Below are 14,187 nucleotides of genomic sequence, written 5' to 3' on the forward strand. Positions count from 1 at the left end.
TGCTGGCGGCGATCGTGGTCCTCGTGTTCTTCGCCGCGCTCGGCCGAAGCTTCGGCTACCCGCTGATCTGGTCCATCGACGTGGCGCAGCTGCTGTTCATCTGGGTCTGCTTCCTCGGCGCCAATCGCGCCATGCGGCTCAAGGCCCATATCGGCGTCGACCTTTTCGTGCGGAAGCTGCCGCGCACGCCGCGCTGGTTCATCGAGATCGGGCTCGCCTTGCTGGCGCTCGCCTTCCTCATTGCGCTCGCCGTCTCCGGCTATCGCCTGACGATGCTGAACTGGCAGCGCGTCTATGGCGACAGCGGCATCTCCTATGCCTGGGTCACGGCGGCCGTTCCTGTCGGTGCGGCGCTGTTGGCGGTCACCATCACGATCAATCTCGTCCATGCGTTGCGCACGCGCTCGCTGGTTTTTTCGGCCGATCGGACCCCGGGCGGCTCCGACAGCCAGCTCGGGTGAGGCGCAACCGATGTTGATGCTCTGGGGTCTCTTCTTCGTCCTGATGTTTCTCGGCATGCCGGTGGCGCTGGCCATCGGCATGTCCGGCTTCTCCTTCTTCGTCTTTTCCGGTTCGATCCCGCTCGGCATCGGCGTCCAGCAGATCGCCACGGCCTCGCAGAGCTTCCCCCTGCTCGCCGTGCCCTTCTTCGTGCTCGCCGGGCACATGATGAACAAGACCGGCATCACGCACCGCCTGATCGCCTGCTCCAACGTGCTGGTGTCCTGGATGGCGGGCGGCCTCGCCCAGGTCTGCATCCTGCTCTCGACGCTGATGGGCGGCGTGTCGGGCTCGGCCGTGGCCGACGCCGCCATGGAGGCGCGCATTCTCGGCCCGGACATGATCCGCAAGGGGTATTCCAAGGGGTTCACCTGCGCGGCGATCGCCGTCGGCTCCCTGATCACGGCGACGATCCCGCCGAGCCTGGGCCTGATCCTCTATGGCTTCGTCGGCAATGTCTCGATCGGTCGTCTCTTTCTGGCCGGCGTCATCCCCGGCCTCCTGATGATGGCCGCGCTGATGACGGTGGTCTGGCTCGTCGCCCGCAAGCGCGGTTATCACTCCGCCAGCAAGGAGCTTCCGACCGGCAAGGCCGTCTGGCGCGCCGTCGTCGACGCCAAATGGGCGCTGCTTTTCCCGCTGGCCCTGTTGTTCGGCATCCGCGCCGGAGTTTTCACCCCCTCGGAAATCGGCGCCTTCGCCGTGGTCTATGCGGTCGTCGTCGGCGTCTTCCTGCACAAGGAGCTGACCTTCGAGAGCTTCATGGAGGCGCTCGGCGAGGGCGTGCTCGACGTCGGCGTGATCATGCTGATCATCCTACTCTCGGGCATGGTCGGCTATGCGCTGATCTTCGAGCAGGCGCCGCAGGAGGTCGCCGAATGGATGCTGGGCCTGTCCCAGAATCCGCTGGTGATCGTGCTGCTGGTCCTGTTCTTCCTGCTGGTCGCCGGATTCTTCGTCGAGAGCACCGTGCTGGTCCTCCTGCTGACGCCGATCTTCGTGCCGATCATCACCAAGCTCGGCGTCGACCCCGTGCATTTCGGCATCCTGATGATGTCGATCGTGACGCTCGGCTCGATGACGCCGCCGGTCGGGGTGGCGATGTATACGGTGTGCTCGATCCTGGACTGTTCGGTCGAGGAGTACCTGGTCGAATCCCTACCCTTCGTCGGGGCGATCCTGGCCGTCATCGGTTTCCTGGCCCTGTTCCCGGGCGTCGTGCTGTTCCTCCCCAACCTCCTGATGTGATCCGAGATCGATCCGATGAAACAGACCTGGCGCTGGTTCGGCCCCGACGACGCCGTCACACTCGCCGCCGCCCGCCAGGCGGGCGCGAGCGGCATCGTCACCGCGCTCCACCACATTCCCTATGGCGAAGTCTGGAGCATCGCCGAGATCGAGAAGCGCAAGGCGGAGATCGCCGAACCGGGCTTCGGGCTCGACTGGTCGGTGGTGGAGAGCCTGCCCATCCATGAACGCGTCAAGCTGGGGGAGGGCGACCTGGAGCCGATCTTCGCCAATTACCGTCAGTCGATGGCGAACCTCGCCGCCTGCGGCCTGAAGACGATCTGCTACAACTTCATGCCGGTGCTGGACTGGACCCGCACCGAACTCGACCATCCGCTGCCGGCCGGCGCGCGCGCGCTGCGCTTCAACGCCCATGAATATCTCGCCTTCGACTGGCTGATCCTGGAGCGGCCCGGCGCGCAAGAGGGGCAGTCGCCCGAATTGCGCGACAAGGCACGGGCCTGGTTCGACGCGTCGACCCAGGCCGACCGCGACCGCCTGCTCGCCAACATCATGGCCGGCCTGCCGGGCGCCTATGACCGTTACGACGTGCCGGCCCTGCGCGGCATGCTGGCGCGTTATGCCGGCATCGACGCCGACGGGCTGCGGGCGAACTTCGCCCGCTTCCTGCGCGCCGTGGTCCCGACCGCGCAGGATCTCGGCATGCGCCTGTGCGTGCATCCCGACGACCCGCCGCGCCCGCTCTTCGGCCTGCCGCGTATCGTCTCGACGGAGGCCGATATTGAGGCCGTCCTCGGCATGGTCGATCTGCCGGCCAACGGGCTCACGCTCTGCTCCGGCTCGCTCGGCGCCCATCCCGAAAACGACGTGCCCGCCATCGCGCGCCGCTTCGCCGACCGGATCTGGTTCGCGCATCTGCGCAATGTCGCCAAGGACCCGGACGGTTCCTTCATGGAGGCGGAGCATCTCGGCGGCGATACCGACATGGTCGCGCTGATCGCGGCGCTGCTCGACGAGGAGGCGCGGCGCCGCGCCGAAGGACGCGCCGACTGGGAGATCCCGATGCGGCCCGACCATGGCCACGAGATCCTCGACGACATCGGCCGCGGCAGCTTTCCCGGCTACCCGGCGATCGGCCGCCTGCGCGGCCTGGCGGAGCTGCGGGGCGTCATGACGGCGCTGGCGCATCGGCCGGCGGCGTCGCGCCAAGGCTGAACCTGCCGGCGTGGCGCCCTCACGGGGGCGTCACGGTCCGCCGCGCTAGAGAACCTCGCGCACCCGCAGCAGCGTCGAATCCATGTGCTGGCCGATGATGCGGCTGAGCTCGGCGGCGTCGCGCTTGAGCAGCGCTGCCATCATCTCCTCGTGCTCGGCGACGGCGCCGGCCCATTTCACCGGCCCCTCGTTGCCGACGAAGCGCAGGCGCTTGATCCGCGACTGCAGCGTCCCATGCATTTCCATCAGCGCGGCATTGTCCGAGGCCGCGACGATGGCGCTGTGGATCGCCTGGTTCAGCTTGAAATATTCGAGGCGGGTGCGCGTCTCGTAGAGGGCCAGCATCTGCTTGTGCAGGCCGTGGATCGCCTCGATCGTGGCGTCGCTGGCCTTTTCGCAAGCGATGCGCCCGGCGAGTTGTTCAAGCGCCTTCAGCACCTCGAGAACATCGGCGAGGTCGCGCGCCGAGAAGCGCCGGACGATCGCGCCCTTGGCGGGCAGGATCTCGACCAGCCCCTCGCTGGCCAGGGTCTTGATCGCCTCGCGCAGCGGCGTGCGGGAGACCCCGAGCTGGGCGCCGACGACGCCTTCGTTGATCCGCTGGCCGGGTTCGAGGCGCCCCTCGATGATCATGTCGCGGACCCGTTCCAGCACCTCATCATGCAGGGTGCGCCGTGTGATCCGGGGGAAGTCGATCGCTGGCTCGCTCATCGCTGCTCGTCAATCCTGTGTGCTGTCCGGTTACGGCATGCCAACCCAGTGCTGTCAAACGCCCCGTCAACCGCCGCCCGCGAACAGGCCGTCCTGACGCCTGCGCATCGCCAGCAGCCCCGAATCGGGTGCGATCTCGTCATCGCCGAGCCCGATCGCCTCGCCGGCTCGAGCGGTACGGGCGAGGCGTCGGTCGGCCGCCAGATAGAAGGGTGCGGCCCGGTCTTCTGGGCGAAAGCAGCTGCGACCGAACCCGCCGCTGCCGATGAGACAGGTTTCGATCGGCTCGCGGATGCGGTCATCATGCGCGTGGAAATTCATCGGCTCCTCCCAGAGCGGCCTGGTTGCGGCCTTGCCGCCTCTTTTCTCGATTCCTACCGCAGTTCTGATATGCTGCATACAGCATACTTGTAGGGGCTTTCGGGCTGTGTTAGCCAAGAGCCATCGAACACGACGCAGAAGCGGAGCAGGGTGATGGAGGAGCGCATGAAGGGCGATCTGCCGGTGATCGTGGTCGCGATGGGCGACCCTTCGGGCATCAGCCCCGAGCTGACGGCCCGTATCCTTGCGGAAGGCGACCTCCGTGCATCGGCCCGCTACGTCGTCTTCGGCGATTCGCGGCTGCTTCAGCAGGGCATCGCCGATTCCGGCGTCGATCCTCAGGTCCGCATGGTGCGCGACGGAGAGGCGCTGCCGCTGGGAGAGCGGCCGGTCTTCGTCGATCTCGGCAACCACGACCCGGCCGATCTCCAGCGTGGCAAGGCGACGCTCGCCGGCGGCAAGGCCGCGACCGAGAATTTCCGCCGGGCGCTGCAGTTCGCAGCCGCCGGCCAGGCCGACGCGGTCGTCTTCACGCCCTTCAACAAGGCAGCGATGCGCTTCGCCTATCCGGGCTATGACGACGAGATCCGCTTCGTGCGCGACGCCATCGGCTTCGAGGGGCCCGCGAGCGAGTTCAACATTCTGGGCAAGCTCTGGAACGCCCGCGTCACCTCGCATATCCCGCTGTCCGAGGTTGCGGCCAACATCACCCAGGAGCGCATCCTGCGGGCGCTGTCGCTGGCGGATGCCAATCTGCGCCTTGCCGGCTTCGAGCCGCCGCGCATCGCGGTCGCAGGGATCAATCCCCATGCCGGCGACGGCGGCAATTTCGGCCGCGACGAGATCGACACCATCGAGCCCGCGGTGAAGGCCGCCAAGGCGAAGGGCTTCACCGTCGAGGGGCCGTTCCCGTCCGACACCGTGTTCCTGCGCGCCCGCAACGGCGATTTCGATGCCGTGCTGACGATGTATCATGATCAGGGCCAGATCGCGATGAAGCTGATCGGCTTCGACAGCGGCGTCACCCTGATCGGCGGCTTCCCCTTCCCGATTTGCACGCCCGCCCACGGCACCGCCTACGAGATCGCCGGCAAGGGCATCGCCAATCTCGGCGCCACGCGCGCCGCGCTCGCCCTCGCCATCAAGATGGCGCAGGACGGCAAGGCGAGGGCCAAGACCGCCGCCTGACAGGATCCTTCATCCAAAAAGTCGCCATGCAAGAGCGGCCGCAAAAACCGATCACCCTAGGGAGACAATCCATGAAGAGCTTCAGCATCACAGCCGCACTCGCCGGTGCCATCGCCATCGGCGGCGCCGGGACGGCCCAGGCCTGGCAGCCGACCAAGCCGGTCGAGTTCGTCGTCACCTCGGGGGCCGGCGGCGGCACCGACAATTTCGCCCGGATGATCCAGTCGATCATCAGCAAGCACAAGCTGATCGACCAGCCGATCGTCGTGGTCAACAAGGGCGGCGGCTCGGGCGCCGAGGGTTACATTCACGGCAAGGCCGGCAAGGGCGACCCCCATCGCGTCGTCTTCGGCACGAACAACGCCTATCTGCTGCCCTATGTCGCCAAGCTCGGCTACAAGGTCTCCGACCTGACCCCGGTCGCGGCGCTCGCGCTCGACGAGTTCCTGCTCTGGGTCAAGGGCGATGCGCCCTATGCCGATGCGAAGAGCTACATCGAGGCGGTCAAGGCCAAGCCGATGGGCTTCAAGATGGGCGGCAGCCAGTCCAAGGACACCGACCAGACACTGACCTCCATGATCCAGGAGGCCACGGGCGCCAAGATGATCTATGTCCCGTTCCAGGGCGGCAGCGCCGCGGCCGTCCAGCTCGCCGGCGGGCACATCGACTCCAACGTCAACAATCCCAACGAGAACATCGGCCAGTGGAAGGCCGGCCAGGTGAAGCCGCTCTGCGTCTTCTCGCCGGTGCGCCTCGCCAAGGGCGAGCCCGTGTTCGACGGCAAGGGCTGGGGCGACATTCCCACCTGCAAGGAAGCCGGCCTGCCGATCGAGACCTTCCAGATGCCGCGCACCGTCTGGCTGCCGGCCGAGGTGCCCGCCGACGCGGTCGCCTTCTACGAGGGCGTGCTGGAGAAGGTCTCGAAGACGCCGGAATGGCAGGAATTCGTCACCCGTACCGCCCAGACCGCCAGGTTCATGAAGGGTAAGGAACTGGCCGATTTCGTCGCCAGGGACGATGCGGCCAACAAGAAGGTCTTCCAGGCCGAGGGCTGGGTCGTCAACTGACGCACCGCCGCCGATGTTTCTCCGGACGGCCTCCCGGCCGTCCGGTTTTCCCACGAATGCTCCCTGCCAGTTTCGAGCGGCCGTCGCGGCCGGGAGGAAACGCTCCATGATCACGCGCTTCTGGGCGGAAACCGCGACCGCGCTCGTGACGCTCGCCTTCGGGCTGATCGTCGTCTGGGGCGCGCGCGAATTCGGGATCGGCTGGGATTCCTCCGGGCCGCAGCCCGGCGCCTTTCCCTTCTACACCGGCGCCCTGATCGCCATCGCCAGTGTCGGGACGCTGGTGGTCACCTTCGTCCAGCGCTGGCGCGGGGCCGCGATCGTCGAGGAGATCTTCCTCGATCGCGAACGGGCCGGGCGCGTCGTCGCGTTCTTTGCTCCGCTCGTCGGCTTCGTGCTGATCACGGCTTTCGCGGGCATGTATGTCGCCACGATTGCCTATCTCCTCTTCGCGATGCGGTTTCAGGGCGGCTATGGCTGGCTGGTGTCGGTCGCGAGCGCGGTGGCTGCGGCCTTCGTCTTCTATGTCGTGTTCGAGCGCTTCTTCCAGATCGGGCTGCTGAAGGGCCCGGTCGAGCGCCTGCTCGGGCTCTGAGCCCGCCGTTCGCCAACGAGGACGCCGCCATGGACAACATCGCCTCGCTGATGCACGGCTTCTCGGTCGCGCTCACCACCCACCATATTCTGCTGATGATGGCGGGCGTGCTGCTGGGCATCCTCGTCGGCGTGCTGCCGGGGCTGGGGGCGCCCAACGGCGTCTCGCTGATGCTGCCGCTGACCTTCACCATGGACCCGGTCTCGGCGATCATCCTGCTGACCTCGCTCTACTGGGGCGCGCTGTTCGGCGGCTCGACCACTTCGATTCTGTTCAACATTCCCGGCGAACCCTCATCGGTTGCAACGACCTTCGACGGCCACCCCATGGCCAAGCAGGGCAGGGCGACGGAAGCGCTGTCCTTCGCCTTCCTGTCTGCCGGCATCGGCGCTCTGGCCGGCGTCATTCTGATCACGCTGCTGTCTGGCTGGGTCGCCAATTTTGCGCTGCGCTTCTCCTCGCCGGAATACTTCGCCGTCTATTTCATGACCTTCGCGAGCTTCATTGGCCTGGGCGGTGCCTCGCCCTTCAAGGCGATCGTCGCCATGGGCGTCGGCTTCGCGCTGGCTTCGGTCGGCATGGATTCGGTCTCTGGCAACATCCGCCTGACCTTCGAGTTCGATGTTCTGCTCGCCGGCATCTCCTTCCTGATCGCCGTGATCGGCCTGTTCGGCATCGGCGAATTGCTGCTGACGATGGAGGAGGGGCTGCGCTTCGAGGGCGTCGCCGCCAAGGTCCGCGTCCGCGATGTCCTGCGCACGGCCGCCAAGCTGCCGCGCTACTGGCTCGCCCTGCTGCGCTCCAGTGCGATCGGCATCTGGATGGGCATCACGCCGGGCGGTCCGACCGCGGCCTCCTTCATGAGCTACGCCATGGCGAAGCGCTCCTCGCGCAATCCGGCGAAGTTCGGCAAGGGCGAGCCCGAGGGCGTGATCGCGCCCGAGACGGCCGACCACGCCGCCGGTTCCGCCGCCATGCTGCCGATGCTGGCGCTCGGCATCCCGGGCTCGGCGACGGCCGCCGTGATGATGGGCGGCCTGATGATCTGGGGCCTCAACCCCGGCCCGATGCTCTTCATCGAGCGGCCGGACTTCGTCTGGGGGCTGATCGCCTCGATGTATCTCGGCAATGTCGTCGCGGTGGTCGTCGTGCTCGCAACCGTCCCGCTCTTCGCCTCTATCCTGCGCATTCCCTTCTCGATCGTCGCGCCCCTGATCGTGATGATCTGCTTCATCGGCGCCTATACGGTCGCCAGCAAGGAGTTCGATATCTGGGTCGCGCTCGCCTTCGGCATCGTCGGTTATGTCTTCAAGAAGCTCGACTACCCGATCGCGCCGCTGATCCTGGCCATGGTCATCGGCGACAAGGCCGAGGACGCATTCCGCCAGTCGATGATCTTCAGCCAGGGCTCGCTCTCGATCTTCTGGTCGAATCCGCTGGTCACCACGCTGATGGGCATCGGGCTCACCCTGCTGCTGCTGCCGTTGATCGGCTCGGCCGTCCGCACCCTGCGCGGCCGGTCCGTGACGGTCGCGGCCAAGGGCTGAGCCGGCCATGCCGCTGCCGATTGCGGGAGCAGGCGTAACGCGTTACGCTCTTCGCTGGAAACGGGAGGCTGTCTCATGTCCGCGGTGGCAGACCGGATGCGCGAGATGCGCCGACGCCGGCGCGAGCAGGGCTTGCGCGAGGTGCGCCTGCTCCTGCCTGACATGCGGTCCGCTGAAGTGCGGGAGCGTATCGCTCGACAGTCCGCCGCCCTGGATCCTGCCGACGAGGCTGAGGCTCTCGCCTGGATCGAAGCGGTCTCCGAGTTCGACAACCCCGACCCGTCGGAAAAGTGGTGAAGCGCGGCGACATCGTCATCGTCGCTGCCTCGGGGGACTGCAGCAAGCCGAGGCCGGCCGTCGTCGTTCAGTCCGACGGCATGCCTGCCAACCACCCTTCCGTCGTGGTCTGTCAAATGACCTCGCTGCTGAGCGCGGCCTCGGACTTTCGCATCACGCTCGAGCCGACCATCGCGAATGGTCTGCGGTTGCGGTGCCAGATCATGGTGGACAAGCCGACCACGGTGAAGGCCGAGCGTATTTCCCGTTCGATCGGCCGCCTGACCACCGACGAACTGTCGCGCCTGGACAGATCCCTGGGCGCTGTCCTGGGCTTCGCTGACTGATCATCCGCCTGCACGAAGGATCACCATCATGACCGAACCCTACAAGGGCATCCTGCCGATCGCTCCGACCATCTTCCACGACAATGGCGATCTCGATCTCGACGGCAACCGCCGCGTCATGGATCTCATGGTCGATCAGGGCGTCGACGGCATCTGCATCCTCGCGAACTTCTCCGAGCAGTTCCTGCTCACCGATGCCGAGCGCGAGCAGGTGATGCATCTCTCGCTGGAGCAGGTCGCCGGCCGCGTGCCGGTGATCGTCACCACCTCGCATTTCTCGACCCGCATCGCCGCCCAGCGGGCGAAGGCCGCGGCCGATGCCGGCGCCAAGATGCTGATGATGATGCCCCCCTATCACGGTGCCCTCCTCAGGGCCGACGAGCAGGGCATGGTCGAGCACTTCAAGCAGGTTGCCGACGCCTGTGGGATCCCGATCATCCTGCAGGACGCGCCGCTGTCGGGCGTGACCCTCACCGTGCCCTTCATGATCAGGCTGGCGAAGGAGGTGCCGCTCGTCCGCTACTTCAAGATCGAGGTTCCCGGCACCGCCAACAAGCTGCGCGCGCTGATCGAGGCCGGTGGCGATGCGGTGGTGGGCCCCTTCGACGGCGAGGAGGCGATCACCCTGATGGCCGATCTCGACGCTGGCGCGACCGGCACGATGACGTCGGCCATGATCCCCGATCTGGTCAAGCCGATCCTCGCCGCCCATGCGGCCGGAGACCGCAAGCAGGCCGCCGCTCTCTATGCGAAGGTGCTGCCGATCATCAATTACGAGAACCGCCAATGCGGCCTGCGCTCGGCCAAGGCGGTGATGAAGGAGGGCGGCGTCATCAAGTCGGAAGCCGTGCGTCATCCGCTGACGCCGCTGCACCCAAAGACCCGCGAGGGGTTGATCGAACTGGCGCGGGAGCTCGATCCGCTCGCCCTGCGCTGGGGCAAGTAGGCGACGCTGCAGCGAAAACGGTCCCGCGCGGTGCTGTGCGGTGCTGTGCGAGCTTTCAGCCGGCGTTGTCGGCGACCCATTGCGCGAGCACGGTCGCGGCGGCCATGAAATCGTCGATCGCCATCGCCTCGCGCGGGTTGTGGCTGCCATGTTCGTTGCGCACGAACAGCATCGCCACGGGCACGCCCGCCGCCGCAAAGGCGGCGGCATCATGCGAGGCGGGGCTGCCGAGCGGCATGGCGGGGATGCCGAGACGCTCCGCCGCTCGCGTCAGATCTGCCCGGATGCCGGGATCGACCGGCCCGACGGCGGCCGAGGCGCGAGTGCCGAGCTCGAAGACGACGCCGCGCTCGGCCTCGATCCGCGCGATCGCGGCGTGCATCCGCGCCTCGACGGCGGCGAGCACTGGCTCGTCATAGGCGCGCACGTCCAGGCTGAAGCGAAACTCACCCGGCACGGTGGTCATGCCGTGCTTCTCGGCATCGGTGTGGAAGCGTCCGAAGGTCACGGCCATGCCGACGCCGCGCGCCTCGTGCTCCGCCCAGACCGCGTCCAGTCCGGCGGCCAGTGCCATCCCCGCCATGGCGGCGTCGCGGCGGAAGCGCCGGGGCGTGCCGACATGGTCGTAGCGCCCGAGGATGCGCGCCGCCGGATAGCGGAAATTCCCGGGGATGCCGGTGCAGATGGCGATCGGGAAGTCTGCCTCGACGAGGCTCGGCGCCTGCTCGATATGCACCTCCAGGAAGGCCCTGATACGGCCGGGGTCGAGGCTGCGCTCGCCGCGCCGCAGAACCTCGGGATCGCCGCCGCAATCGCGGATATGGTCGGCGAGGGGCCGGCCGGTATCGATGCGCCGGGCGTCGAGCGCCCCGTCGGGCAGCGTGCCGAGCGCGCCGCGACTGCCGATATAGGAGACCTGGAACCAGACACTCTCCTCCGCCCTGACCCCCATCACCGTCAGGTCGCAGCGGGGAGCCACCCCAAGCTCGCGGAGCGCCGCGAGGGCGACGAGGCCAGCGATCACGCCGGCCGCGCCGTCGAAATTGCCGCCATGCGGCACGCTGTCGAGATGCGAGCCCATCAGGATCGCCGGCGCGGTCGGGTCGCTGCCGCGCCAGGTTGCATAGGTGTTGAGCGCGGCGTCGGTGGTGAAAGTGAGGCCGGCCGCCGCTGCGGCTTCCGCGAAGACGCGATGGCCGAAATCCTCGCCCGCGCCATAGGTGTCGCGCAGGATGCCGGGATGGCCCCGGCTGCCCTCGGCCAGTGTCGAAAACAGCCGCTCGGCCAGGCCGCGTTGGGCCGCCACCGCCGTCGCCAGCGTTTCCGGAGCGATCACGAGATGGCTCCGTCGCGGCAGCCTGCGACGCCGTGAGCCATCGCCGGGCCGATGCCGTCGCCCGCGGTCTGCGCTGGGAAAAAGGTCCCGTGGCCCGTCTTCGGGGCGATCGACAATGACATGGGGCCGTCCTCGCAGGCGCTTCGTCGGCTCCCGACCTCGCCGGGAGAGGCAGGCCGACAGGCGCCCGACACTGCTGGAACGGCGCAGCGCAGGCAAGGCGGTCCCCAGCAGAAATCCGGAACCGGTATGCCGCGGGGCTAGCCGCCCATCTCAGGCGAGGCAGGATGTCGACGGAGGCGCGCCGGTCCGGACGCTGCTCCACGACGTTGCGCAGCGCGATCGGGACCACGCTGTGGCCCAGCGGCAGCGTCGCCAGGCGGTGCGCATCGGGAAGACGGGTGTGATCGCAATCTCTCATCGCTGGAGGCCGTTTCGCCTCGGGCAGGGAGCATAGGGAGGCCTTGCAGTGCGCACGATATGAGGCGCGTCTCGCCCCTTATGCCAGCATGTCGCGCACCAGCGGCACGACCTTCTCCCCGTACAGCCCGATGCAGCTCAGCATCGCCTCATGCGGGAGCGGGCCGGCGCTGTATTTGAGCTGGAAGCGCGAGAGCCCGAGCGTCCGGACGGTCGCGGCGATCTTGCTCGCCACCGTCTCGGGCGAGCCGACATAGAGCGAGCCCTGGGCGATCTCGCGCTCGAACTCGTCACGGCCCATCGGCGGCCAGCCACGCTCGCCACCGATGCGGTCGCGCATCCGCTTGTAGGGCGGGAAGAACAGGTCGCGCGCCGCCTCGTCCGTCTCAGCGACGAAGCCCGGCGAATGCACGCCGATCGGCAGGACGGGCTCGCCCAGCTGCGCGAAGGCGCGGCGGTAGAGATCGGCATAGGGCTTGAAGCGGGCGGGATCGCCGCCGATGACCGCCAGCATCAGCGGCAGCGAGTAGCGCGCGGCGCGCACCACCGATTCCGGGCTGCCGCCGACGCCGATCCAGGTCTTGAGGCGACCGCTCTCGATCGGCGGGAAGACGCGCTGGTTCGTCAGCGGCGGCCGGATCGAGCCCTGCCAGGTCACGGCTTTCTGCCGGATCAACGCGACGAAGAGATCGAGTTTCTCCGCGAACAGCGTCTCGTATTGGCTGAGATCATAGCCGAAGAGCGGGAAGGATTCGGTGAAGGAGCCGCGCCCGAGGATGACCTCGGCGCGCCCGTTCGAGATCGCATCCACCGTGGCGAAGCGCTGGAAGACGCGGATCGGATCGTCGGAACTCAGCACCGTCACCGCCGAACCCAACCGGATGCGGCTCGTCCGCGCCGCGATCGCGGCCAGCACGGTTTCGGGAGAGGACACCGCGAAGTCGTCGCGGTGGTGCTCGCCGACCCCGATGAAATCGATGCCGACGCGGTCCGCCAGAACGCCCTCCTCGACCAGATTGCGAATGACCTGGGCGTGGGACAAAGCCGTCCCGTCCGGCGCCGACGTCACGTCGCCGAAGGTGTCGAGGCCGAATTCGAGATGGTCGGACATGGGCGTCCCTCCAGGGGCGAGCAGGATGCGATGAGGCCACCGCTGTAACTGCCGCATCAGCGAGCAGATGGCGCGCAAGTGAGCAGATGCGGCGCGCGGGGCGGCATCCTGCGGGTGAGGCCTGCGCCATAGCAGCTGCCTGCGGCCCCGTCAGCCAATCGGCGCCCTGCGCCAGGCGGGGCGCAGGTTGGCACGGCTGTTGCTGGCCTGCGGCGCCCACCGGCCGAGGATTGTCGACATCAAGATGGCTGCGCCTGCCCCTTCCGCGACCATGTCCGCCCAGCCGCTGACGCTCGACGGCATCACGCACAGCTATGGCGGCGGGCTGGCGGTCGACAACGTCACGCTCGAGGTCAAGGGCGGCGAACTCGTCGCGCTGCTCGGCCCCTCCGGCTGCGGCAAGACCACGCTGCTGCGGATCGTCGCCGGCTTCATCCAGCAGGGCAACGGCAAGGTCCTGATCGACGGCCGGCCGATCGACACCCTGCCGCCCAACCGCCGCGAGATCGGCATCGTCTTCCAGAACTACGCGCTGTTCCCGCATATGACCGTGGCCGAGAACATCGCCTATGGACTGGCCGCCCGCGGCGAGAGCCGCAGCGTCCAGGCTCAGCGCGTCGAAGAGATGCTCGCCACCGTCCAGATGGCGAGCTTCGCCGACCGCAAGCCCAAGCAGCTCTCCGGCGGGCAGCAGCAGCGCGTCGCACTGGCGCGGGCGCTCGCCATGCGGCCGCGCATCCTCCTGCTCGACGAGCCCTTCGCGGCGCTCGACAAGAACCTCCGGCTCGACATGCAGATCGAGATCAAGCGGCTGCAGCGCCAGTTCGCCCTGACCGCCATCATGGTCACGCACGACCAGGACGAGGCGATGGCGATCGCCGACCGCATCGCGGTGATGAGCCAGGGCAGGATCGAGCAGCTCGGCACGCCGGTTCAAGTCTATGACGAGCCGGCGACGCTGTTCGTCAACAGCTTCATCGGCTCCAGCAATCTGCTGAACGGCCGGATCGCGACACCCGTCGACGGCGGCTACGAGGTCGCGCTGAGCAATGGCGCAGCCTGGACCGTCTCCTCCCGCAGCCGTTTCGAGGCCGGGCAGCCTGTTCTCGTCTCGGTGCGCCCCGAGCAGATGCGGCTCGCCGACGAGGCCGGGGAGGGCCGCTTCCCGGTCGAGCTCAAGCTGAGCCTCCCGATCGGCGGCGAGCTGATCCATGACGTGACCGGCGCCGAGGGCGGCTCGCTGAAGATCGCGATGTCGCGCCGTCCCGGCATGGCCTCTGGCCGCTCCGGCACCGCCTTCTGCGGGCTCGCCGACGATGCCCGCCCCGTTCTCTTTCCCGCCTCTCAACCCTGATCCG

General features: G+C 67.8%; 15 protein-coding genes. 11 read left to right on the forward strand and 4 right to left on the reverse strand.

Annotation, left to right across the window (positions count from 1 at the left end):
* From Q8M82_RS02510 to uxuA, 3 genes are all read left to right on the forward strand, one after another.
* Window positions 1–461, forward strand: a 461-nt coding sequence (locus tag Q8M82_RS02510; RefSeq protein ID WP_371126206.1) for a TRAP transporter small permease, incomplete at its 5' end; no start/stop codon positions are given.
* Between the two features lie 10 nt (window positions 462–471).
* Entirely contained in the window at window positions 472–1,749 is a 1,278-nt protein-coding gene (locus Q8M82_RS02515) for a TRAP transporter large permease (RefSeq protein ID WP_305689805.1), read from the forward strand.
* Window positions 1,750–1,764: 15 nt separating this feature from the next.
* Window positions 1,765–2,964: a mannonate dehydratase gene (gene uxuA, locus Q8M82_RS02520; protein ID WP_305689806.1), complete on the forward strand. Its 1,200-nt coding sequence runs from the start codon at window positions 1,765–1,767 to the stop codon at window positions 2,962–2,964.
* 45 nt (window positions 2,965–3,009) lie between these two features.
* Here uxuA and Q8M82_RS02525 read toward each other — a convergent pair whose 3' ends face one another.
* Window positions 3,010–3,675 carry a GntR family transcriptional regulator gene (locus Q8M82_RS02525; protein WP_305689807.1) on the reverse strand — a complete coding sequence of 222 codons (666 nt, stop codon included), beginning with the start codon at window positions 3,673–3,675 and terminating at the stop codon, window positions 3,010–3,012.
* Window positions 3,676–3,741: 66 nt separating this feature from the next.
* Entirely contained in the window at window positions 3,742–3,996 is a 255-nt protein-coding gene (locus Q8M82_RS02530) for a hypothetical protein (protein WP_305689808.1), read from the reverse strand.
* A gap of 153 nt (window positions 3,997–4,149) precedes the next feature.
* On the opposite strand from Q8M82_RS02530, the gene Q8M82_RS02535 reads away from it, so the two are divergent.
* From Q8M82_RS02535 to Q8M82_RS02565, 7 genes are all read left to right on the forward strand, one after another.
* Complete coding sequence (locus Q8M82_RS02535) at window positions 4,150–5,184, forward strand: 4-hydroxythreonine-4-phosphate dehydrogenase PdxA (protein ID WP_305689809.1); 1,035 nt, start codon at window positions 4,150–4,152, stop codon at window positions 5,182–5,184.
* Window positions 5,185–5,255: 71 nt separating this feature from the next.
* A complete protein-coding gene (locus Q8M82_RS02540; RefSeq protein WP_305689810.1) occupies window positions 5,256–6,251 on the forward strand; it encodes a Bug family tripartite tricarboxylate transporter substrate binding protein in 996 nt (331 codons plus the stop codon).
* 106 nt (window positions 6,252–6,357) lie between these two features.
* Window positions 6,358–6,846, forward strand: a complete 489-nt coding sequence (locus tag Q8M82_RS02545; protein ID WP_305689811.1) for a tripartite tricarboxylate transporter TctB family protein — start codon at window positions 6,358–6,360, stop codon at window positions 6,844–6,846.
* A 29-nt stretch (window positions 6,847–6,875) separates the two neighbouring features.
* The gene (locus tag Q8M82_RS02550; RefSeq protein WP_305689812.1) at window positions 6,876–8,393 is read left to right on the forward strand and encodes a tripartite tricarboxylate transporter permease; all 1,518 of its coding nucleotides are present in this window, start codon (window positions 6,876–6,878) and stop codon (window positions 8,391–8,393) included.
* Between the two features lie 75 nt (window positions 8,394–8,468).
* Complete coding sequence (locus Q8M82_RS02555; RefSeq protein ID WP_305689813.1) at window positions 8,469–8,690, forward strand: antitoxin MazE-like protein; 222 nt, start codon at window positions 8,469–8,471, stop codon at window positions 8,688–8,690.
* Complete coding sequence (locus Q8M82_RS02560) at window positions 8,687–9,016, forward strand: type II toxin-antitoxin system PemK/MazF family toxin (RefSeq protein WP_305689814.1); 330 nt, start codon at window positions 8,687–8,689, stop codon at window positions 9,014–9,016. The genes Q8M82_RS02555 and Q8M82_RS02560 overlap by 4 nt, the downstream gene beginning before the upstream one ends.
* 28 nt (window positions 9,017–9,044) lie before the next feature.
* Window positions 9,045–9,962 (forward strand): dihydrodipicolinate synthase family protein, encoded by a 918-nt coding sequence (locus Q8M82_RS02565; protein ID WP_305689815.1) that lies wholly within the window; start codon window positions 9,045–9,047, stop codon window positions 9,960–9,962.
* Between the two features lie 55 nt (window positions 9,963–10,017).
* Here the strand turns inward: Q8M82_RS02565 and Q8M82_RS02570 are convergent, their stop codons facing one another.
* Window positions 10,018–11,298, reverse strand: a complete 1,281-nt coding sequence (locus Q8M82_RS02570) for a Zn-dependent hydrolase (RefSeq protein ID WP_305689816.1) — start codon at window positions 11,296–11,298, stop codon at window positions 10,018–10,020.
* Between the two features lie 499 nt (window positions 11,299–11,797).
* Window positions 11,798–12,829: an LLM class flavin-dependent oxidoreductase gene (locus Q8M82_RS02575; RefSeq protein ID WP_305689817.1), complete on the reverse strand. Its 1,032-nt coding sequence runs from the start codon at window positions 12,827–12,829 to the stop codon at window positions 11,798–11,800.
* A 244-nt stretch (window positions 12,830–13,073) separates the two neighbouring features.
* Here Q8M82_RS02575 and Q8M82_RS02580 point away from each other — a divergent pair, with 244 nt between their 5' ends.
* A complete protein-coding gene (locus Q8M82_RS02580; protein WP_305689818.1) occupies window positions 13,074–14,183 on the forward strand; it encodes an ABC transporter ATP-binding protein in 1,110 nt (369 codons plus the stop codon).
* Window positions 14,184–14,187: the final 4 nt, after the last annotated feature.

It is taken from the genome of Allobosea sp. (assembly GCF_030694325.1).
In the GTDB taxonomy this organism is placed as follows: domain Bacteria; phylum Pseudomonadota; class Alphaproteobacteria; order Rhizobiales; family Beijerinckiaceae; genus Allobosea.